Source organism: Eubacterium ramulus (genome assembly GCF_003122485.1).
Classification (GTDB): domain Bacteria; phylum Bacillota; class Clostridia; order Lachnospirales; family Lachnospiraceae; genus Eubacterium_I; species Eubacterium_I ramulus_A.
Window position 1 is genome coordinate 1 of record NZ_JRFU01000160.1, and the last position, 21449, is coordinate 21449.

General features: G+C 41.0%; 20 protein-coding genes, 1 tRNA gene and 1 pseudogene. 1 reads left to right on the forward strand and 21 read right to left on the reverse strand.

Annotation, left to right across the window (positions count from 1 at the left end):
* Positions 1-471 precede the first annotated feature (471 nt).
* The 9 genes from LG34_RS13700 to LG34_RS13740 all read right to left on the reverse strand — a co-directional run bounded on the left by LG34_RS13700 (position 472) and on the right by LG34_RS13740 (position 10007).
* Positions 472-1167, reverse strand: a complete 696-nt coding sequence (locus LG34_RS13700) for a CvpA family protein (protein WP_109216567.1) — start codon at positions 1165-1167, stop codon at positions 472-474.
* A 2-nt stretch (positions 1168-1169) separates the two neighbouring features.
* Complete coding sequence (locus tag LG34_RS13705) at positions 1170-2393, reverse strand: DUF5711 family protein (RefSeq protein ID WP_109216568.1); 1224 nt, start codon at positions 2391-2393, stop codon at positions 1170-1172.
* Positions 2394-2482: 89 nt separating this feature from the next.
* Positions 2483-4003 carry a LysM peptidoglycan-binding domain-containing protein gene (locus LG34_RS13710; protein ID WP_109216569.1) on the reverse strand — a complete coding sequence of 507 codons (1521 nt, stop codon included), beginning with the start codon at positions 4001-4003 and terminating at the stop codon, positions 2483-2485.
* 304 nt (positions 4004-4307) lie between these two features.
* Positions 4308-5249 carry a transketolase family protein gene (locus tag LG34_RS13715; RefSeq protein ID WP_109216570.1) on the reverse strand — a complete coding sequence of 314 codons (942 nt, stop codon included), beginning with the start codon at positions 5247-5249 and terminating at the stop codon, positions 4308-4310.
* On the reverse strand, positions 5237-6073 hold the full coding sequence (locus LG34_RS13720) for a transketolase (RefSeq protein ID WP_109216571.1): 837 nt from the start codon (positions 6071-6073) through the stop codon (positions 5237-5239). Before LG34_RS13720 ends, LG34_RS13715 begins: the two co-directional genes overlap by 13 nt.
* A 144-nt stretch (positions 6074-6217) precedes the next feature.
* Positions 6218-6814, reverse strand: a complete 597-nt coding sequence (recR, locus tag LG34_RS13725; RefSeq protein WP_109216572.1) for a recombination mediator RecR — start codon at positions 6812-6814, stop codon at positions 6218-6220.
* A complete protein-coding gene (locus LG34_RS13730; protein WP_109216573.1) occupies positions 6814-7164 on the reverse strand; it encodes a YbaB/EbfC family nucleoid-associated protein in 351 nt (116 codons plus the stop codon). Before LG34_RS13730 ends, recR begins: the two co-directional genes overlap by 1 nt.
* A 95-nt stretch (positions 7165-7259) precedes the next feature.
* Positions 7260-8837 (reverse strand): DNA polymerase III subunit gamma/tau, encoded by a 1578-nt coding sequence (gene dnaX / locus LG34_RS13735; protein ID WP_109216574.1) that lies wholly within the window; start codon positions 8835-8837, stop codon positions 7260-7262.
* Between the two features lie 96 nt (positions 8838-8933).
* The gene (locus LG34_RS13740; RefSeq protein WP_109216575.1) at positions 8934-10007 is read right to left on the reverse strand and encodes a 6-phosphofructokinase; all 1074 of its coding nucleotides are present in this window, start codon (positions 10005-10007) and stop codon (positions 8934-8936) included.
* A 242-nt stretch (positions 10008-10249) separates the two neighbouring features.
* Between LG34_RS13740 and LG34_RS13745 the strand changes: the two genes are divergently transcribed.
* Positions 10250-10337: transfer RNA gene (locus tag LG34_RS13745), tRNA-Ser, on the forward strand.
* Positions 10338-10494: 157 nt separating this feature from the next.
* Here LG34_RS13745 and LG34_RS13750 read toward each other — a convergent pair.
* The 12 genes and pseudogenes from LG34_RS13750 to rpoN form a co-directional block, all read right to left on the reverse strand.
* The gene (locus LG34_RS13750) at positions 10495-11325 is read right to left on the reverse strand and encodes a hypothetical protein (protein ID WP_109216576.1); all 831 of its coding nucleotides are present in this window, start codon (positions 11323-11325) and stop codon (positions 10495-10497) included.
* Positions 11326-11413: 88 nt separating this feature from the next.
* The gene (locus LG34_RS13755) at positions 11414-13027 is read right to left on the reverse strand and encodes a recombinase family protein (protein ID WP_002323152.1); all 1614 of its coding nucleotides are present in this window, start codon (positions 13025-13027) and stop codon (positions 11414-11416) included.
* 111 nt (positions 13028-13138) lie between these two features.
* Positions 13139-13348 (reverse strand): hypothetical protein, encoded by a 210-nt coding sequence (locus LG34_RS13760; protein WP_002303258.1) that lies wholly within the window; start codon positions 13346-13348, stop codon positions 13139-13141.
* A 988-nt stretch (positions 13349-14336) separates the two neighbouring features.
* Entirely contained in the window at positions 14337-15551 is a 1215-nt protein-coding gene (locus LG34_RS13770) for an XRE family transcriptional regulator (protein WP_002323151.1), read from the reverse strand.
* 127 nt (positions 15552-15678) lie between these two features.
* Positions 15679-16149: a GyrI-like domain-containing protein gene (locus LG34_RS13775; protein WP_002303261.1), complete on the reverse strand. Its 471-nt coding sequence runs from the start codon at positions 16147-16149 to the stop codon at positions 15679-15681.
* A complete protein-coding gene (locus LG34_RS13780; protein ID WP_002587847.1) occupies positions 16146-16388 on the reverse strand; it encodes a DUF3781 domain-containing protein in 243 nt (80 codons plus the stop codon). Before LG34_RS13780 ends, LG34_RS13775 begins: the two co-directional genes overlap by 4 nt.
* Before the next feature lie 545 nt (positions 16389-16933).
* Entirely contained in the window at positions 16934-17464 is a 531-nt protein-coding gene (locus tag LG34_RS13785; protein ID WP_002303421.1) for a dihydrofolate reductase family protein, read from the reverse strand.
* A gap of 181 nt (positions 17465-17645) precedes the next feature.
* Positions 17646-18302: a hypothetical protein gene (locus LG34_RS13790; protein WP_002303420.1), complete on the reverse strand. Its 657-nt coding sequence runs from the start codon at positions 18300-18302 to the stop codon at positions 17646-17648.
* Between the two features lie 260 nt (positions 18303-18562).
* Positions 18563-19058 (reverse strand): annotated as a pseudogene (dfrF, locus tag LG34_RS13795) (trimethoprim-resistant dihydrofolate reductase DfrF).
* A gap of 394 nt (positions 19059-19452) precedes the next feature.
* A complete protein-coding gene (locus tag LG34_RS13800; RefSeq protein WP_109216577.1) occupies positions 19453-19602 on the reverse strand; it encodes a helix-turn-helix domain-containing protein in 150 nt (49 codons plus the stop codon).
* Positions 19603-19744: 142 nt separating this feature from the next.
* Positions 19745-20488, reverse strand: coding sequence for an ATP-dependent sacrificial sulfur transferase LarE (gene larE, locus LG34_RS13805; protein WP_109216578.1), 744 nt, complete (start codon positions 20486-20488; stop codon positions 19745-19747).
* 16 nt (positions 20489-20504) lie between these two features.
* Positions 20505-21449, reverse strand: a 945-nt coding sequence (gene rpoN, locus LG34_RS13810; protein WP_109216579.1) for an RNA polymerase factor sigma-54, incomplete at its 5' end; no start/stop codon positions are given.

The following is a 21449-nucleotide window of genomic DNA, read 5'->3' on the forward strand; positions in this document are numbered from 1 at the left end:
ATCAAACTCTCATAAAAAGTTTTTCCCGTTCCAGAATCAACTGGCTAATTAACCATTAATTCCAAACGTTTTACTGTTTTAGGTTGCTTTGACTTTCGTCTCTGCTTTGTTCTCTCGAACTCATTTCAATGCGAATTACTTCGCTGTTCTCAATGAATCTTTCAAGGTTATTTCACTGTTCAGTTATCAAAGTTCTTTGTTATCGCTTTCGTTCAGCGACTTTTTTATCTTATCACAGGTTTTAGCTCTTGTCAACAACTTTTTTAACTTTTTTTAAAAGTTGTTTTTCATTTTGCTTCGTTCCCCGCGACAGCTATTAGATAATACCATCGGGGCTTTACATTGTCAACACTTTTTTACACATTTTTTTACATTTTTTTCAAGTCTTTTTACAGAACAATAGATGTTGTAGTTCCAGCATTCTCATCCACAACATCTATTACCTTTTCGTTTCTATTCTTTCTTATATTTTTACTTACCAAATAAAAATCCAGTCAAAATCTTCGACAATGCATTATCATAATACAAATATCTGAGCACAACATTTTGATCAATCTGTTCGATACACATTTTTCCAAGATCTGTTGCCGCAAATAAAGTAAGCAGCAAAAAGAGCAGCCAGATCAAAAGCAGTCCCTGAAAACCACCTGCAAATATTCCAAGCGTCCGGTTGATTCCTTTGATCACAGGAATCCGGCTCACGATTCGGAGTGCCCTGCCGATCAACGATACAATAATCCCCGCAATGATCAACGCAATAAAATATGAAATTCCTGCCAGAATCCAATCTGCCAGTTTACTTCCAAGCATATCATAGACGCCTGCCTGATCCAGCAGTGCATTTCCAGAATCTGTTATATAAGAAGTAACATGCTCCGGAAGGGATACACCTGCCACTTCTGTATTACTGGTTTGTTCCGACGTTTTTTCTTCTATTGTCGATTCTCCACGATTTTTCAACGCCTGCGTACAGCGTTCCTGTAATAAAGTGTAAACTCCTGTGTTTTCTTTTATATAACTGGTAACATATGGCGTTGCATAGGATATCAGTCCTATCAGCAGCACAACAGAGATCAGCGAATACAAAATGCGCAGCAGACCTCTGTTCCATCCTCGGATTGCAAAAAATACGATAATTGCCACCACAATCCAGAATAACCAATTCATGACTACTTATCTCCTGTTTTCTTTCCGTCGAACAGCTTCAAACGCGCCTGTTCGGTTTTTCCTTCCATTACAAAGGCATATCTGCGACATCCGCTGACATGTGTCACGGCACACAGACGATTTTCAAATTCATAGTAAAATTTTTCACGCCCGCCAAGTGTATACAGTGCACAGGCATTTTCACTGGTCAGGCAGATCTCATGATTATCCAGAAACTGTGCTTCCTCAAAGGAAAAATCTGTTTCAAACGTTACCTGCTGACTGCATTTCATATTATATACTTCGACACGGCGTTTTGCCTCATCCTTGCCTGCCGCAAAAATAAGCGCAAAATAGGACTCATCGTAGAAAACACCTTTGATCTCCTCGTCGGTCTCTTTCTTCGGTCCTTCTTTTGGCTCTGTGCTTCCGGTAAATGTATAAACACCCTTATCGGAAAATGCAAGTACATGGTCAGATCCAATATATGTCAGTTCCGGAATCACCGTATCTGCATAAGAGTAACTTGCAACGATATGATCTACTTTGTTTTCACCTACTGCGCCAAAATTGTAAAAACTTACGGTGGATTTTACGCTTCCATCATGAATATCCATACTGGAAACTGCCAGTTTCTGACCATCTGCCGACAGCGCAATTGCTAACGGTGTACCACCATTTTCCACATGGATCGCACCCTCTGCCAGCTGTTCGCCGGATTTGCTGTAAAGTGCCAGATAGCTTGTACCATCATCTTCCATCAAAACTGCCACCGTGCCATGCGCAGAGACATCCATTTTTATTACAGGCATTGTTACCTTGAATTTGCCCTGTGTGCCGCTGTCATCCATGACATAGATTTCTTTTCCATCACTGTCAGCAAACGCCACATATTTCTGACAGATCGATACAGTCGGCTCCTGCATTTCAAAGCTCTGATTCCAGATCACATCATTGTTAACGGTTGTGTAAACGGCTCCGTCATTGCTGTATTTTAATAAATGTCCATTATACTGCACAAAATGCGTTGCTGCGCTGTCGGAACGCTCCACGGTATCTACGATTTTATAATCTGTGTAAGATTTGTGCTGCACATATACATAATAAGTGATTCCAAGTGCCACGCAGATTCCAACAATCAGCGCCGCTATCTTTAATTGTTTTCTATGATGTTCACGAACTTTTCGCTCGATTTCTTCCCAGTTATCCCGAACCATCTGCAGGTTGCTTTTTCCTGTGTCTTTCATGCTTTCCTCCGTTTCAGAAATGCTTTTTCCTATACATCATAATTCATTTTTTCTGCGAAGTCCAGCGTGACGGAAGTTTTCCCGCCCTTTTACGGTAAAATCAGATCCTGCCCTTCATAAATCATATCCATGTTCTCGATCTGGTTCATGGAACAGATTTTGTCAATCATGCTTGTGTCATGATAAATCGCTTTGCTGATCGACATAAGGCTGTCTCCTTTTTTCACAGTGTAATGCCGCACATCCTGAGCAGAAGTCTGCTGTGACTGCGTGTTCTGACTCTGATTCCCCTGACTCTGATCTGTATTCTTTTTTGTGCTCTGATCTGCCTTCTCGTCCGTATTCTGTGTAGTGCCCTGATCTGCCTTCGTATCGGTATTCTGATTTGCGCTCTGATCTGACTTTGTATCAGTATTTTGATCTGTCCCCTGCTTTCCTGATGCATTTTCTGACGCTGTCTGCGCTGCATCGCTAGTCTCACCGGATTGGGTTGTATTCTGTTCACCTGTCTCCTGTTTTCCATCTGATGATGCCTCTGAGGTCTGTCCCGCGTTTTTCTCATCCCCGGATTTTGCTACTTCTTTTGGGTCCGTAGACGAAGTTTTCTTTGCGTCCTGCTTTCCCTGCACATTTCCCGAAACAGTCTGTAACGTCTGTTGCAGAGTCTTCAGATTCTGATAATTGCCCACCTGCGTGATGCCTGTCGCTGCCACCACTGCCAAAACTGCAACTCCTGCCACATAGACAAAGGGCTGACGTTTCTTTTTTGCCGGTTTCTCATTCAGTTTATTCAAAATGGCACGGTAATTCTGCGCAACATCCTCCCGTTTGACAGAAATACCCTCTCCTTCCACGCGTGGCGGCTCCGTATGACGGTTCTGTGCCACCAGAAACTCCTGCATGGATGGATTTTTTTCATAATACACCGCGTAGCCTTCCACCCGTTGCAGGGAATGCTGTTCCTGCACGAAAAATACGTCCTGCCGGTTCAGCTTGTCCTCAAAGTATAAAAATTTGGAACCGTGTTCCTCTGTTGCGTCAAAAAACTGCTGCATGGACGCACTGATCTCCAGATTATCGCCATCCAGATTAAAATACCATCCCAAGAGTTCCAGATCACTGAAATATTCCTTAATGCCCTGATATACTTTTTCCCAGAATTGCTGCTGACGTTCCTGCGATGCGATCGCGGAAACAGGGACATCATACATAGTCTCTTCCGTTTGATACACAGCATCTTCTTTTTGCGTATCGAATCCCGTATCTGGTTCCGCATTTGGTTTTGAATTTAGTTCTGCATCTGATTTCAAAACGGTCATATCATTTTCTGTAAAATGCTGCATCGAATCTGTTTCATCAGCTTGTCCCCATTCCGAAAAAGATACCTGCTGTGCGCCACTGATAAAAATGTACTCCTGATTGTTGCGCCGGCAGGTTTTTCCAAGTAAAACAGCTGCCGCGATTTCATGTTCCTGTTTTTCCATGTGAAGCGTCCGATGCACGTAGGTGTATACAAAATCCTCGACGTATATTTTATATGTATCTCCAAACTGTCCCATCTGGCGAATGTTTTTCGGAAGTGTAAACTGTCTGTCACGCTGATTTCCCATGTTTTTGATTCCCTCTTTCTCTATATTTTCATACAATCATAGTGTTTTAAATTTCTCGGGGAATAATATCACGGAAACACTGTAAAACTTTGCCGTTTTTTGGAAATAAACTCAAAGTATATGAAAGCGAGATTGAAGAATCAACACACAGTGCAGATTGGCGCAAAAATTTATAATTATCTCAACGTAAATAAACGCCAGTCATCCATCTTTCCTCAGCAAGCGATTGTTAGCTGCGGAGGTAAGATGGATGACTGGCGTTTTCACAGACTTAAGAATTTTAAGCCACCCTAAACAAGATTTTTTAAGCCATAAAGCCCTTTACTTTTTTATAGATGCTCTCACCATCAAGCTCATATTTCTTAATCAGCTCAGCACCCGGTCCAGACTCACCAAAGCGATCATACACACCGATCTTCATTACTTTTGTCGGAGCTTTCTCGCTTAACGCATCGCATACAGCACTTCCAAGACCACCGATTACAGAGTGCTCTTCTACTGTTACGACTTTGCCTGTTTTCTGTGCAGATGCAACAACCAGATCCTCATCCAGCGGTTTGATCGTATGGATGTTGATCACTTCTGCATCAATGCCGTCTGCTGCCAGCAGTTTTGCTGCTTCCAGAGCTTCGTTTACACACAGACCTGTTGCGATAATAGTTACGTCTTTACCTTCTTTTAATACGATACCTTTACCGATCTCGAATTTGTAGGTTGCTTCGTCGTTGATTACCGGAACTGCCAGACGACCAAATCTTAAATAAACCGGTCCTTCGTACTCGTAAGCAGCACGAACAGCTGCCTTTGCTTCTACATCGTCACACGGATTGATGACTACCATGCCCGGAATTGTACGCATAAGTGCGATATCCTCGTTACACTGATGAGTTGCTCCATCCTCACCTACAGAGATACCTGCGTGAGTTGCACCGATTTTTACATTTAAGTGCGGGTATCCGATGGAGTTACGAACCTGCTCAAAAGCACGTCCTGCTGCAAACATTGCGAAAGAACTCATGAACGGAACTTTTCCACAGGTAGCAAGACCTGCAGCGATACCTGCCATGTTGCCCTCAGCGATACCACAGTCAATGTGACGCTCCGGGAACTCTTTTTTGAATACGCCTGTTTTGGTTGCTCCAGCAAGGTCAGCATCCAGAACTACTAAATTATCATGCTCTTTACCAAGCTCTACTAATGTATTGCCGTAACTGTCTCTTGTTGCGATTTTCTTTATTTCTGACATAATGCTTCACCTGCTTTCTTTAATTCTTCCATAGCAATGGCAAATTCTTCATCGTTTGGAGCTTTTCCATGCCATCCGGCCTGATTCTCCATGTAAGATACACCTTTACCTTTGATTGTTTTTGCGATAATAGCTGTCGGCTGACCTTTTGTCTCGCGAGCCTCTTTTAATGCTGCTGCGATCTCGTCAAAATCATTTCCGTTGATGTTGATTACATGGAAATTGAATGCCTCAAACTTTTTATCGATCGGGTACGGTGAGCATACGTCTGCGATATTTCCATCGATCTGAAGACCGTTGTTGTCTACGAATAATACAAGGTTGTCCAGTTTACGTGCTCCGGCAAACATAGATGCCTCCCAGATCTGTCCCTCCTGGATCTCACCATCACCGGCAAGTGAATATACGCGGTAATCTTTGCCGTCCATTTTTGCTGCCAGTGCCATACCAACTGCTGCTGAAAATCCCTGTCCTAAGGAACCGCTGGACATATCAATACCCGGAATGTGTTTCATATCCGGATGTCCCTGAAGCATGGAGCCGATATGACGCAGTCCTTTCAGCTCTTCTACCGGGAAATATCCTTTCTGTGCCAGTGTCGCATACAGACCTGGTGCAACATGTCCTTTGGAAAGGACGAATCTGTCTCTGTTCGGATCTTTCGGATTTTTCGGATCTACATTCATCTCTACAAAATACAGATAAGTAAAAATCTCTGCTGCGGATAAAGATCCACCCGGATGACCGGATTTTGCGCTGTGTACGCCGGTGATGATTCCTTTGCGCACTTCTACAGCAATTTTTTCAAGTTCTAACTTTGTCATAATGTGCTCCCTTTCTTGCTCTGCTCTATCGAACCAAGTTTCCCTATAGCTTTTTTGCGAAATATACATCATATAACCAAAATGTATATTTATTGCAATCATATCTGCGATTCTATCATAAAAATAGCATCACATTTTTACAGACTATAATTCCACTCGTCCTTCCAGAGCTCTTAATAATGTAACCTCATCAATATATTCCAGATCACCGCCCACCGGCACACCGCTGGCAATTCGCGATACTTTAATCCCGGTCGGTTTGATCAGTTTGCTGATATACATGGCAGTCGTCTCTCCCTCCAGGCTGGAGTTCGTGGCGATGATCACTTCTTTTACATCGCCCTGCAGACGCTGCATCAGTTCTTTCAGACGGATATCTTCCGGTCCGATTCCAAGCATTGGGGAAATCGCGCCGTGTAACACATGATATACGCCATCGTACTGTCCTGTCTTTTCATAAGCTGCCAGATCACGGGTAGTCTCCACTACCATGATCGTGGAATGATCACGTCCGTTGTTTCGACAGATCGGGCATTCTTCCGCATCTGTCAGTGTGTAACAGGTCTTGCAGTAACGGATATTTTTTCTGGCATCCAGAATGGTGTCTGCCAGTCGTTCTACCCGCTCTGTCGGCATGTTCAGGATGTGAAATGCCAGACGCTGCGCGGACTTGCTGCCGATGCCCGGCAGAGAAGACAGTTCTTCAATCAATTTACTGATCTGCTTGCTGTAGTAATCCATTAGAACGGAAATCCTCCGCCCATTCCCATGCCGCCTGTAATCTTGGACATGGACTGCTGTGAGATCTCATCCATTTTACGCAGTGCTTCGTTTGTAGCAGCTACGATCAGATCTTCCAGCATCTCGATATCATCCGGATCTACTACTTCTTCTGCTAATTTTACTTTTACTACTTCTTTTTTACCGGATACAGTTACTTCTACTGCTCCGCCGCCTGCGCTGGCAGATACTTCTTTCTCTTCCAGCTCTTTGGTTGCTTCTTCCATCTGACGCTGCATTTTCTGTGCCTGTTTCATCAGATTATTCATGTTTCCCGGCATTCCTCCCGGAAATCCACCTCTTTTTGCCATATTGCATCCTCCTGCTATTTCAAATTTTACCCGCATTTACACGCAATTTACTCCCTGTTTGTTTCTTTCAGGGTTCATTCCGTATTTTCCTGCAGTTATTCATCTTCCACTTCAATATCCATGTGGACAATCTGTTCCAGATCGATATAATTCTCTTCGAATGGACGTCCGGAATCGTTGGACTGCATCACTACCTCAATCTCTTTGCCGATCCGGTTTGAGATCCGTTCCGTGATTTCCGTCCTGCGACGCTCCTCCGTCACATAAGTATATGCCAAATCGTCGTCAAACACCAGCATTAATTTATTTTCTCCGCCAAGGCTTAAGTGTGCGCTCCTCAAATAAGTCGCAGTAACACCCGGAAGTTCACGCACAATGGAACTCCAGTTTTTTACCACCTGACGGATGTCATCCGGGATTGCTTTCGGCATCTGCGCCGGTTCTTTCGGTTTCTGTGGTGTGGCGGGTGCACTGCCCGAAGCAGGCTGCACAGCCGGTGCTGCTGCCACCACGGTTACACCTTCTTCTACTTTTTTCTCAAGTTGTGCCACACGGTCGGTCAGCGCATCCTGCGTGGTTTCCATTGCCGGACGGCAAAGTTTGATCAGAGCGATCTCAATTAATACACGCTTCTGCGGTGCATATTTAAGCTGACCGGATAAATCTGAAAAAATACGGATGTAACGCATGATCACATCACCCTCGATCATGTCCGCTTCTTCTTTTAATAATGCCAGATTTTCACTGGACATGTCCAACACATCTTCCATCTGGTCGGAGCTTTTGACCAGAAGAAGGTTACGCAGATACCATACAAAATCGGTCACAAACTGCCCCAGTTCACGTCCCTGCACGATCAGTTCTTCCAAAAGTTCAATCGCCTGCACCACGTTATTTGCCAGAATGGAACGAAGCAAACGGCTGAATACTTCAGTATCCACCGCGCCAAGCACTTCCAGCACATGGTCGTAGGTCAGCGGTTCACCCAGATAAAAAGCGATACACTGATCCAGCAGACTTAACGCATCTCGCATGGAACCGTCTCCGGCTTTTGCCACATAACGGACTGCTTTTTCCTCTGCTTCCACGCCTTCCTGCTGCAACAGATCCATCAGACGGTCTGAAATCGTCTCGATGGAAATCCTGCGGAAGTCGTACTTCTGACAACGGGACAGAATCGTGATCGGAATCTTGTGTGATTCTGTGGTTGCCAGAATAAAGATAACATAAGATGGCGGTTCTTCCAGTGTTTTCAGCAAAGCATTGAAGGCTCCGATGGAAAGCATGTGAACCTCATCGATGATGTATACTTTATACTTTCCCTGCGTCGGGGAATAGGAAACTTCCTCACGGATCTGACGAATGTTTTCCACACCGTTGTTGGAAGCCGCATCGATCTCGATCACGTTCATGGATGAGCCTGCTGCGATCGCCTTGCAGGAAGCGCACTCCCCACAGGGACTTCCGTCCACCGGATGCTCACAGTTTACGGCTTTTGCAAAAATTTTTGCTACCGTGGTTTTTCCGGTTCCACGGGTACCGCAAAACAGATAAGCATGTCCGATACGGTCTGCTTTGATCTGATTTTTTAATGTTGTAACAATATGCTCCTGTCCTTTTACATCCTCAAATTCGGACGGACGGTATTTTCGATATAAAGCCGTATAAGACATAGCGGCTCCTTTCTAACTCTCAGTAACACGTTTTATTGCAATTTATGCAGTTAGCGCCTCGCAACAAGAATACCGAAGCATTCTTGAATATAATTATTAATCTCCGAAGCAGATTCCCACTAATTTAGCTTCTTTGATCAGCTGGCAGTCCGGCTGAACCATTTTCAGTTTGCCGGCAACATCGCCCAAAGGTACTTTCCTGGTCTGACCGTCGATCATACCAACCATGTAGCCGTAATCCTCATCCAGAATCAGTTTTGCTGCATGCGCACCAAGCTGTGTACACAGAACACGGTCGTAAGCACACGGACTTCCGCCACGCTGCATATGTCCCGGAACGGTAACACGCACTTCATTTCCTGTACGCTCCTGAATCTGTGCTGCCACTTCATAGGAGACAGACGGATATTTTGTCTCTTTTTTCTTTGCCTTCAGCTCTTTCTTGGAAAGTTTTGCATCTTCTTTGGAAATCGCACCTTCTGCAACTGCCAGAATCGTGAAACCTTTTCCATCTTTGCTTCGTTTGTTGATGGCCTCTACAACTTTGTCAATATCATACGGGATCTCCGGGATCAGAATGATATCAGCGCCGCCTGCTACGCCGGCATGAAGCGGAAGCCAGCCAACTTTATGCCCCATGATCTCCACGATAAATACGCGGTTATGGGAAGCTGCTGTAGTATGAATGCAGTCGATAACGCCCGTCGCAATATCCAGCGCACTCTGAAAACCGAAGGTAATATCCGTACCATAAATATCATTGTCGATGGTTTTTGGCAGATGAATGATGTTCAGGCCTTCTTCACGAAGCAGGTTTGCAGTTTTCTGTGTACCGTTGCCGCCAAGAATTACCAGACAGTCAAGGTTCAGTTTGTGATAGGTATGTTTCATTGCCTCTACCTTGTCCAGTCCGTTTTCATCCGGCACACGCATATATTTGAACGGTTGGCGGGATGTTCCAAGAATCGTTCCGCCTTTTGTCAGAATTCCGGAAAAATCTTTGGATGTCAGCAGACGATAATTTCCGTAGATCAGTCCTTTGTATCCATCGTAAAAACCATAAATCTCCAGTTCATCCAGATTGGTATTTAATCCTTTTACTACTCCGCGCATTGCGGCATTTAAAGCCTGGCAGTCTCCGCCACTTGTCAGCATTCCGATTCTTTTCATTGTTTCCGCTCCTCTCTCAGTTCACAGATGATCAGATTACCCTGTTTATTTCTTGTACTTTTTATTATAAAACAATCTGTGAAAAAAACACATCGTATGTTCTGAATTTTATCAAATTAACCAGGGGATTACAAGACTAATTGCCCTGTCTGAAAATTTTACAGTAAACTATATTTTAGCATACTTTTCAGGGATTGACGAACCTCTGAAAAATGTTTATACTAATTATTAAGTCTTATTTTGGAGAAGTACCCAAGTGGCTGAAGGGTCTGGCTTCGAACACCAGTAGGTCGGTAACACGGCGCGAGGGTTCAAATCCCTCCTTCTCCGTTGAAAAAGAGCGCAAAACGTTTTTTCGTCCTGCGCTCTTTTTTACCCATCATGTTATTCATTATCATGATAACGATACTTTTGTCAATACACAACAAAAAAGGTACGTCTATCTCTCAACTTTAACACGAACAGACATACCTTATTTTTATCTGTTTTATTTTCTCATATCCCGGATCATGCTGGCTGCAATCATCACTGCACCGACGATCAGAATCACCAGCCCGATATTTTGTCCGCCAAAATCCATCCAGTTATGAAAGTTTACACCTGGTCTGACAATTCTGCTGCTGTAAGCAATGCTGACCATCGTGTCAGCCAAAAACATCCATACGCCACAAAGTGCAACTGTAATACTCGTTTTCATTAAACGACTGCATCTGATATATCGGAATACCACAAAGATTAGCCATGCAAGTATTACAAAAATTGTCAATACCCACAGGTTCTGAGCGATAATGGCACCTGTCACGCCTTTCACATAGAACAGGCAACCGAAAAATACCATCAGATAGGCTAATACCGTATCAATCCCAAGACAGATCAGTCCTTTATGATGTAAAATCGGCCAGTTAGATTTCCAGCTACATAGAATGATAGGCAAAAATACGCTAAGCAAGCCAAAGCTGATACCTAACAGAGACATAATCAGCCAATCGCCGCCTAACACGATCCGGCAGACACACAGCATGTAAATGAGTGATCCATAAAAGCACCAAAAGCATTTTTCTGCGCGTCTTGTTTTGGTCATCACCGGCACATTGATAAAGGAAAATATCATGGCAAGACCACCAACCACAATAAAGAACCAGGACAGGCGATGTTCTGTCACAAGGTTTCCGATAAAACATGGGATCAAAACTGCCAGATAGCAGATGTAAGTAATCCATGTATAGCCTTTTAAAATTCTCAGATATCCACGGGACTGTTCCTCAATCTCACGCTGATGCATGTCATCGCTGGCGGTCAGAAGTTCATGTTCTGACACATGTAAGATCTCACACAAACTGGTGACCAATGTCATATCCGGATAGGATAATCCGGTTTCCCTTAGTTAAAAATATTACTCTTGTTGATTACTCAACTTTTCCAATAAATCGGTAATATATCTCAATTTCCTGTATTCTTTCGTTATCCTCATTCGTTGTTGCTTCATGTATGAGGATTTTTTCTATCATGGCATTTAATAATGGTGCTGTCAGTTCCTTTGGTACGGAATATTCCTTGATTAACTCAATCCACTTTTCAGCACCTATCATATCCTGTTCCATTTTACTTAGTTCTTCTCTTAGGCTTGTTATCTGCTGTTCCAGTTCTATCTGTTCTTTTTGGTACTTGCTGGACAACATCACAAAATTTCGCTCTGTTATCTTCTCACAGGCTCTATCTTCATACATTTTCGCAAATAAACGGTCAATCTCATTTTGTCTGTTCTCGGCTTTCTTCAATGTACTTGCCTTTTTCTTCTTTTCCCGTATTCTCTCTGCATTGCCAGCTTTCTGTATCTTGTTCAATACCTTTTCTTCGTCCTGCTGTACTGCCTTAGCCCAATACTGCAAGCGTTCCAATACGGCTTGATACAGCACATCATAACGAATGTAGTGCATAGAACAATTACCTTTGCCAAACTGCCCGTAGTAACTGCAAGCATAATAACTGTAAGGCGTTTTATTTGTCTTATTCGTTCCAAATCTCATAGACCAACCACAATCCGCACACTTGACAAGCCCTGCAAAAATCGGCGTTGCCTTTTCCTTTGTCTGTCTGCGTCTTGATTTTATCTGCTCCTGCACACGATAGAACACTTCCTTGTCAATAATCGGCTCGTGAGTGTTTTCTACTCGAAACCATTCACTTTCGGGCTTACGCACTTTCTTTTTGCTCTTGAACGATACCGTAGACTGCATATTGTGAACACTGTTTCCGATATAAACCTCACTTTTCAATATCGCCTTGACATGAGCAATCGTCCACTCATAACGCTTACTTTCGGGTTTTCCCTCAAAGATATGTGCAAAAGTACCGTATCTTGTAAAATTTAGCCATGACGCTGTCGGAACTTTTTCTGCTCTTAACTGCTTTGTGATTTTTGCACTTCCGTAACCTTGATAGGCTAGGGAAAAGATTTTTTCAATAATCCATTTTGTTTCATCATCAACCAACAGTTTTCCTTTGATGTCAGGGTGTTTCTTATATCCTAACGGAGCATAAGCACCGTAATGAGCCCCCTCCGCAAACTTTGTCTTAAATGCTGATTTGACTTTACGGCTTGTATCTCTTGCCACCCATTCATTGATGATGTTCTTAAATGGTGCAATCTCACTTTCGCCTTTTTCGCTGTCTACACCGTCATCAATCGCTATGTAGCGGACATTATGACTAGGGAAATACAATTCTGTATATTGTCCTGTCATAATATAATTTCTGCCAAGACGGGAAAGGTCTTTCGTTACAACACAGTTGATTTTTCCTGCCTCTATATCCTCAATCATTCTTTGAAAACTCGGTCTGTCAAAATTTGTTCCCGACCAGCCGTCATCAATATATTCATCAATGACATTCAAATGATGTTCTTTTGCATATAAACGCAACATACTTCTCTGTGTGGTAATGCTGGAACTTTCGCCCTGTAATTCATCATCTCGGCTTAACCTAAGATAAAGTGCAGTATTGTAAATCTGTTGTTTCATTGTCAGTTATCCTCCTTTATAACTAACCCGTGTTTACAATACCTGCTTGCAAGTAAAGTATAACACGGGTACTTTTTGTCATTCAATCTATTTCTTACAACTGCACCGATTTTATGCGATTGTCTGCTTTGCTTTTTCCAGCATGACATCAGTTAGAAGTTCTTCCATTGTTTTGCCCTTTTCGGAAAAATGCTCTTTTACTACAATCTTTGTCTTTCCTCTGTTGCCAATGCCACACTTGCCATTTTTCTTTTGAATTGTTTTTACAGCATTATCAATAACACATACCCCCTTTCTGTAAAATCTTTCTAAGCAATTCAACGGCTTTTGTCATAGCCCACAGGAGTTCCACCTCTGCATAGTTCTTATGTAGCCGTACCCATTGCGTGCGACGCTCTTAATGCTCAAGCTGTGGCTGTACGGGAGTATCATTATCTGACAGTACAGGTCATGGCGATAAAAGAGGACAAATCTTTTACAAGAACACAAATAGGTTTTCGCTCGCTCTTGCAGGGGAAAGGTCGTGGCGTATTTGTTTCAACGGCTAGCTGTCTGTCAAACGTATTGAATTACTTTATTCAGTTGTCAAAGAACGATTGAAAGAAAAAAATCGTCTTTCCTATATATCGCGTTGGAAAAGAGGAGAAACGTAACCAAAATCCAAAACTTTTTCCATTATTAGTACAAATGGAACGGTTCATTTTGGCAATCAACGGTTGATTTTCTCCTTTTTCACTACTATCTGTACAGCAAACGTCCATTTGCTAAGTTTAAATGGAAAAATTTTAACTTCTTTTCATGCACCATATAGGGATAGAAAATGTCATTTTGCTAAGTTGATGATGAAAAAAGAATATTTTCCTTTTCACACCCTAACTACCCAAACCATACCGTTACTGCCAACAATAGAATGAAATATTTTCTTTGCACCATATAGGGAACGGAAACCTTAAATTGTTAAGTTGAGAACAAAGTATTTTCATCTTTTCACATCAACACTCAACTGCTAATGCCTGTTTGAATACAAAATGATGATGTTTTTCCTCTTTTCACAGAAGACTGTCCACTAATCACGAATTTCCGTCATTTTTTCAAAACTTTTTTCTTCTTTCACTTCATATAGGGACAGCAAGCCCCGATTTAATGACCTATTTTCAAAAAAAGTTTAGATTTCCTTTTCTCGCACCATATCTGTACGCAAGTAGCCATTTTGTTGCAGATTTAATAAAAAATTTATTTTTCTTCTTTCACTTCACATAGGGAATGAAAACAGCTCTTTGCTGACTAAATCTGAAATTTTTCAATTACATTAAAAAATACCGTCATTCTCTTGTGGAACAGCGGTATCTATACGTTCTTCTATGGTTGATTTCTCTAATTGTAATAAATGTTTATGCTTGTCTTTTAGTTCTGCCTGCTCAATCATATCTTTCAGTATCGTTGTACGATTTTCTCTGTCTAATGCCTGTACCATTTTTATGGTTGGTGCGACTTGTCTTTGTAGCCAATGCAACGCTTTTTGTAAAGTGTAAGGCTCTGGCTTTGTGGTTAAGCGTATCGGCTCTCTGTTTTCCCCTACAAACCATGCCCAATCATCATTTGTTATCCATTGACTTTTTGGCTTGTCGTCCTCTCTGTCAACAAAGCGGACATAATGATTGATGATAGAAAAAGCGGTGCGTTCAGCGTCCCGATAGGTCAGTAAATCTACAACCGCATAATAGGCTCGTTCGTTCTTCATGCGTATTTCAAAACGGTTCTTAATCTCCGTATCTTCAATTTCTGTGCCATTCTTGACATACTGCTCATAATTTTTCTGATAAGCACACATATATAATTCGCTACTTGTTGAACCGAGATATAAGGTTTCTCCTGTATTCTTTGGTAAATCGCTACCGCATTTTTCTGTACCGCTGTAATCTTTCTGCATACGGAAGTAGGAGATACATTCGCCAGCCTTGTATTTTTCCTTTAACTTTGGAATATCCAATATTCCTGCTTTATCATTGATAGCCAAATCAAGCCGTTTCATCACACCACCAGCCGTCATACAATCCAGCATGAAGTCATACCATGAGCGTTCCTGTGCCAGTAGATAACATTCCATTTGCCGACAGCCTTTGCCTTTCAGTTCCAATAAAACACCTAAATGCTCCTGCATGGAACACATGATATTGATGTCGCCAAGTACATATTTGCTTTCATATCCGTATTTTCCATAATCTTCATAAAGCATGTAATTAGATTTCAGTTGTAATACATCACGGATAATCGCCAATGCGTCCGTAGTAGGAAAGCGGACACGAAAGTAATCAATCAATAAGAATAGTGGTTCTTGCGGATTGAAACGCTCAATCTGTTTTTCTATGATTTCTCTTAATTCGTCATTCAATGGCTGTTTTCCTTTTTCAATGCGGTTGTAATATTCACGGCTGATACCACAGGCAACAGCAAGCCTTGTTTGTGTTACTCCGTATTCCTCACGCTTTTGTCTTAGTTCTTCAATAAAGTTTTTATCATTCATTCTTCAATTCCTCCAATCAAAAAAGGCAACTACCATAATTGATAATTGCCTGTCATTAAAAATCTGTATAGAAAAAGCAGTCAATCCTAAGACTAACTGCTTTGTGTGTATGGATATAAAATTGCTTCTAATCTTGAATAGGTATCCAAATTTCAATAACTGAATTATCACTATTCCAATGAAAACGATAATCGTATTTTTCAAAGTGTAGGATAATATCTTTTATAGGAATATACGATGTACTAGGAATAATTTCTTCATAAATCTTGCCATAAGTTTCATATATTTTATCCATAGCACCAATATGCTCCACAACCAAATATTTATAAGACGGTATTTCTTTATACAGAAAGCCCTCTGGGGTAATGGTTCTTTGGGGAATAGAACAGAAATAATAAAGTTTTCCATTTCTTCTTTCCATAAAAGCATATTTTACCCAATTTCCTGATTGTGAAAGATACGCTTTTTTCAAACTACTGTTAAACTTTCTCCAAAACTGTGTACTAATCTGAATATTCTTTTTTTGATAATTAGTCAGTTCTACTTCCTGCCCAATAACTGCAAATGCGTTTAATTCCTTTATAGAAAAATTTATCATTTTACCTTGTGAGAAGTGATAACGGTATAACTGTACGCATTTACCGTTATAATACAATTATCAATCGTTATATACCAGTTTTTTCCTTTTCTTGTGATTTCCGCATTAGAAAGGCTAATTTTTTCTTTGCACCATTCAATTACATTTTCTACATTCAAAGATAAGTTCTTTTTAATTCTAATAACGCCAAGTTCAGTTGTGTGAAGTCTTCCTAAGTTTTCCAGTAATTCATTTTCCATATTTTGATACCTCATTTTTCAGCAAATTTATTTGTATGTTTTATACCCCAATTATAACATTCTCATATCAGCACTACAATAAAAATAATTAAGCACCAATAATCTTATTGAACATCTCCAACCGTAAATCTTTCACACCATCAGTGATAAACACTGAGCTGACAGCAATTACGACAACTACCATAATTGCCTGCACTTAAATTTCTGCAAAAGAAAACGACAATCAATTTCTTATTTTTTGAAATCAACTGTCTTTCTCATATTTACTATTCAATTTTCATAGTGATATAGGTACAATTTATATCACTACTGTAAAAATGGGGTTTTGCCTTATAAATACAGCGTTTTCCGCTTGTTAGTGTATAGTGTTTCTTGTTTTTTGTGCCCCCCTTGTTAGATAACGGGGGCTTTGAACGGCTCGCAAGCTCGCCGAACCGCCGAAGCGAACCGCCCCCTTGCAAGCATGGCGGAAAAATCTTAAGGATTTTCCCGCCAACGTGGTCGGATCGCTCCGTCGGTTTAACAGCTTTTCTGTTTCTCTCTAGTTATCTACGCATATAAATCAAATCGGTTATTCCGTTATAAGTCTGTGTTTTACAAAGCCTTAACTTTATTTCCCTGTCTATGTTGCCCAAAAGACGAACCCCATTTCCTAACAGAGTAGGAATAACAGAAATGTAATATTTATCAATCATATTTTTGCTTACCAACTGCTGAACAAGATTTGCTCCGCCACAAATCCAAATATCCTTTCCTGCTTCTTGTTTTAGCCGTTCCAATAATAAAACAGGATTTTCACTTGTAAAATGAATTTGTTGGGAAGAATTGCACTCTTTATGTGTTAATACATAAGTTGTAAATTTATTATATACCCATTCTTGCGGAGAAAGTTCAGTAACAACCTGATGAGAAGTATTCCACCCCATTAAGACAGTATCTATATCTTTGGTAAATTCTGTATAAGTGTCGATGTTTTCATTGTCATTTCCATGACCATTTAGCCAAGCTACTCCACCATTACCGTCCGCAATATATCCGTCAAGGCTCATGGCAATAAATAAAACTACTTTTCTCATTTTTTCTCTTTTATAAATACAAACAGGAATTTATTTCTCTTTTTTACTCATAAGGGAACAACTGATTGCTACAAATAAACCCATTAAAATCCATGGAAATGCTGCTCTTATAAAATCACTAACCATACTTTATTCCTCCTTAAATTCCAATTTCCTTAGTTCTACAAACTGAAATTTTTGCCTATGAATGTATCTTGTTCTTTATACGCAAACAGGCTTCTGTGTGCATAATCCAATGTCTTGAAAACGGCATTTGAATTAGTCCACAAATATCTTTATTACACCAATAATCAATCAGCCAAATTGCTTTTTCATTGTCGTTTACTACATTCAACGATTCTAAGTATCCTTTTCTTTCTTTCGGTATTTTTCTTTTCAATTCATCATAAGATAACCGTTCAAGCATTTTCTCAGTGCTTTCCCATACTTCGAAAATATATAAATATAATTCTTCCAGATTAAGCTGTTTTGAAAAGTCTGCAATCTGCTGTTTCATGAGTTCATTTCCTGTTGTAATGATAGGTGAATTGATACGCTCTTGATAATTGCCTGCAAAAAATACTTGTTCATCTTCATTTATCACTGTATGCACAACTATATCTTCAATGCGGAAAATATGCCAAATAGAATAAGCAATCGTCTTACTATGATAACCATCAGCGTTTATGAAGGGGATTGAGTTAAAATCTTCTCTGCATAATTCTTCTTTGAAAGATACTAAGGTTTGTATTAACTGACTTCGTAAAGTAAGTAAAGTATCAATACCCCTCTTATAAGTATCTTTCTTTTTTATTTGTGCCTGCATTGTTTTATTAAGTTCAGACCATTCCTTATTCATATTCAATACTCTCTCAAATTCTGATTTTATCGCCCCATACAAATTATTTCGTAAACAATCGGCGTCAGGACAGAGGAAAAAGCAGACTACATTTAGAATGTATCTGCCCATTCCTCTGGACTGCACACCGATTTTTACCAATTGAACCAAATCGCTGCGCCACAGCCTTGGCAGGCCATCGCGCAGCGATTTGGTTCAACTGGAATTTGTCTTACAACAATTTATATATGCATAAAAAGCAATATATTTATGAAAACACCCTAAATCCAAAATTTACTCAATTCATTTTTTCCTTACATAAAATGTTCTCGTATATTTCACTTCCTCACCAAGTGTTTCCCCTATCAAAACTTCAAAATCATTGATATCAAATTCTGGAAAGAATGTATCTCCATCTTCAATATTTAAATCTACTTCTGTGATATACATTTTATCTACTATTTGCAAAGCTTCCTTAAATAGTCCATATCCACCAGATATGTATACATCTCGTCCTTTAGCCAATAATAATGCATCTTCTAATGATTTAACTGAAACTAAATTATCTCCTTGATACTCTGTTGTGGTGGAAACAACAATATTCATTCTATTAGGCAACGGATGACCGATTTCTTCATAAGACTTTCGCCCCATAATAACCACATTACCCGTTGTTAACTCTCTAAATTGCTTTTGTTCTCCCTTTATTTTCCATGGTATATTACCATTCTTGCCTATAACATTATTCTTTGACCTCGCAACAATCAAACCTATCATCTATTTCATCCTCCATAATATGATGTCGTACCTGTGATTCCATCAAGTGCACCACATCTTAACAAACTCAAAATTATCTCGAACTAACCAGCTCGACAAATTCCTTTTTTGTCTTCATCTGCATTATATCATATTGTTATAAGCATTGCCATTTCTTTTCTGCTTTTGAAAAGTTACTTATCAGCCTATGTTTTGTAAAGGGTGATATTCAGCATTTCTCACGCAACAAGCCCTTGACAAACCATAGACTAATAAGTTTTAAGGTAATCAAGCAGAAATGAAATAGTCTGCTGTTTCACGGCAACAAAAAAGAGATACCAACACACTTATGTAGTATCTCTTAGTCTAGTAGCAATATTCTTTTGTTTGCAAGCAGGTAAACATGGGCTGTTTCTTAATATCTTTTTGTTTGGGAAACACCTCTCTCCCATTTGCTGACTGCTGATTCTGATACAAATAACTGCTTTGCCAGCTCTTTCTGTGAGAGCCCGGCTTCTTTTCGTTTTTCTTTTATATATCTTCCGAAATTTTCTCTTTTTTCCATTTCAGATTTTGCTCCTTTCGATTTCTGCAGCGCTGTCTGTGTTCCCAGTTATAACAGCAATCCCCGCACCCGTCAATCTTTTCGGTCAAAAAAAGGACTCGACCGTTGGTCAAGTCCAGTGTTTATGCGGGTTTGCGACGCATTATCTCGTTTTCAGATCCAGACAGACAGTTCCGAAAATCGGTTCCAAAACGGTCAGAATCTCCTCTCGTTTTTCCATTACAAGGGAAAGCTGCTCCGGTTTTACCTGAAGCTTTGCATAGCCTTCCGGATGGCGCACACGAAAATCTGTAAATCCCATAGCTGTCAGTGCGGTCTCTGCCTGTTCTACATCCTGAAGCTGTTTTGCCCTGATCCGTGTACCGGAAGGAATACGGGTTGCCAGACAGGCGTACGCCGGTTTCCGTGCAGTAAATAATCCAAGTTTTTCGGATTCATCCCGAAGTGCCGGTTTTGTGATCCCGCAAATACGAAGCGGTGACAGTACTTTCAGTTCCTGCAACGCTTTCATCCCCGGCCTGTCGTCTGCATCATCGGACGCATTTGTTCCATCTGCCAGACAGGTAAATCCAAGTTCCAGTGCTTTCTTCTGAATCTCGGTAAAAATAACTGTTTTGCAATAATAGCAGCGATTTGACGGATTCTGTACAACCGCCTCCTGACTTAATACATCCCGTTCCAAAATCGTCAACGGAATATCATACTCCTTGCAGAAGCGAATGGCATCCTCCCGTTCAAATGCCGGTTGAAATGCTGTGGATACATAGATCGCTGTCATTTCTTTTGCATATTTTTTTGCCATATAAGCTAAGTAGGCAGAATCTGTTCCTCCGGAAAACGCAATTGCGATCCGCGGATTTTCTGTAAAAAACTCTTGCAGTGTCATTCCTTCTCCTTTATGACTAAATGTACTCTTTTCGACCACTCTTGTCCGGGATTCCCATCTCGGTACGATATTTATTGACCGTACGGCGGGACAGTTTAATTCCTTTTGCCGCAAGCTGGTCACTGATTGTCTGATCGCTGTACGGTTTTTTCTTATTCTCACCGTCTACGATCTCCTGGATCATAGCTTTCATCTGCTCCGGTGTCTTTTCGTCCCCTTCATTTCCGCAGCTGCTCTTTACTGCAACAGAAGTCAGGAAATAGTTCAGCGGAAACACGCCCCAGGAACATTGCAGATATTTGCCCCTCATGGCACGGCTGATGGTAGATTCATGGAGATTCAATTCTTCTGCCAGATCTACCAGACGCATCGGGCGCTTATGTCCGGGTCCATACATGAAAAAATCATTCTGTTTTGCTACCAGCAGATGCATAACACGGGATAAAGTGGAGGAACGCTGTGAAATGCAGTTAGATACCCACTGTGCCTGCTGTACTTTATCTTTCAGATATTTTTTTGCTTCCTCATCGGTGGTACTCTCCATCATCGCCTGATAATAGCCACTGATGGAAAATCCCGGATACTGATATTCATTAATCAATATTTCAAACTGATCTTCCAGTTTTACCACAACCGCATCCGGACTGATATAACGAAGCTGTTCACGGTCACTGAAAGAACTGCCCGGCTTTGGATTCAGTTTGCGGATCTCCTCACAGGCATCCTGTACTTCCTCCAGAGAAACCTGAAGCTTTTTCGCAATGTTTGGCAGATGATTTTTGGCAACTTCTTCCATATAATTCTTAATGATCTCAACCGTCACATCGGAATAGTCCTTGATCCGTTCCACCTGAAGCAACAGACATTCCTGAAGATTTCTGGCGCCGACGCCTGCCGGATCCAGTTCCTGGATCTCCTGCAACATTTCCTCAACTACTTCTTCAGATACTGAAAAATGATC